This is a genomic window from Sporosarcina sp. CAU 1771, assembly GCF_054482775.1.
Map to the genome: position 1 here is coordinate 1 of NZ_JBTLRN010000054.1, position 1,018 is coordinate 1,018.

General features: G+C 44.0%; 2 tRNA genes and 1 rRNA gene (1 of these 3 cut by a window edge). All 3 read left to right on the forward strand.

Going from position 1 to position 1,018, the window contains the following annotated elements:
• Nucleotides 1-206 precede the first annotated feature (206 nt).
• Nucleotides 207-280: transfer RNA gene (locus ACXYMX_RS16955), tRNA-Ile, on the forward strand.
• Nucleotides 281-324: 44 nt separating this feature from the next.
• Nucleotides 325-400: transfer RNA gene (locus ACXYMX_RS16960), tRNA-Ala, on the forward strand.
• 210 nt (nt 401-610) lie between these two features.
• Nucleotides 611-1,018: ribosomal RNA gene (locus ACXYMX_RS16965) — 23S ribosomal RNA — on the forward strand (its annotated part continues 946 nt past the right edge of the window); the annotation flags it as partial.

Here is a 1,018-nt window from a genome sequence, read left to right on the forward strand (position 1 = left end):
GGTAGCCGTATCGGAAGGTGCGGCTGGATCACCTCCTTTCTAAGGATATATGTTGATACGTCAACATTCGGAATGTAGACTTTGTCTACAAAAACGAGAGATATTCTCTCTCACCCTTGACGTTTTGCGTTCAGTTTTGAAGGTTCATTTTTTTGGTCTTCAGAAAAACAGAGTTGGCATCAACTCTTTTATAACAATCCCGAAAGGGGCCTATAGCTCAGCTGGTTAGAGCGCACGCCTGATAAGCGTGAGGTCGGTGGTTCGAGTCCACTTAGGCCCATTATTTAAGTAGAGTTATTTAACTTAAATAATTAACGCTAATTCGGGGCCTTAGCTCAGCTGGGAGAGCGCCTGCCTTGCACGCAGGAGGTCAGCGGTTCGATCCCGCTAGGCTCCACCAATTATTTTAAATGAATTATATTTGTTCCTTGAAAACTGGATAAAACGACATTAGGTTATGTACGCATTCTTTATGGGTGTGCATGTAACCAAAGAAACAAGTCAAGAATCATGAATGCAATACCTTTTTACGTGTAGTCTATTTACATCGCTGTTTATAGCTGCACATATCAAAAAAATAACGAACAACTTTTGTTGGAACTTATTTTTAGGTTAAGTTAGAAAGGGCGCACGGCGGATGCCTTGGCACTAGGAACCTAAGAAGGACGGCACTAACACCGATATGCTCCGGGGAGCTGTAAGTAAGCTTTGATCCGGAGATTTCCGAATGGGGAAACCCACTACCTTTAATAGGGTAGTACGTATACGTGAATACATAGCGTATACGAGGCAGACCCGGAGAACTGAAACATCTAAGTATCCGGAGGAAGAGAAAGAAACATCGATTCCCTGAGTAGCGGCGAGCGAAACGGGAAGAGCCCAAACCAAGAAGCTTGCTTCTTGGGGTTGTAGGACACTCTATACGGAGTTACAAAGGAATGAATTAGACGAAGCGATCTGGAAAGGTCCGCAGAATAGGGTAAAAGCCCCGTAGTCGAAAGTTCATTCTCTCCAGAGT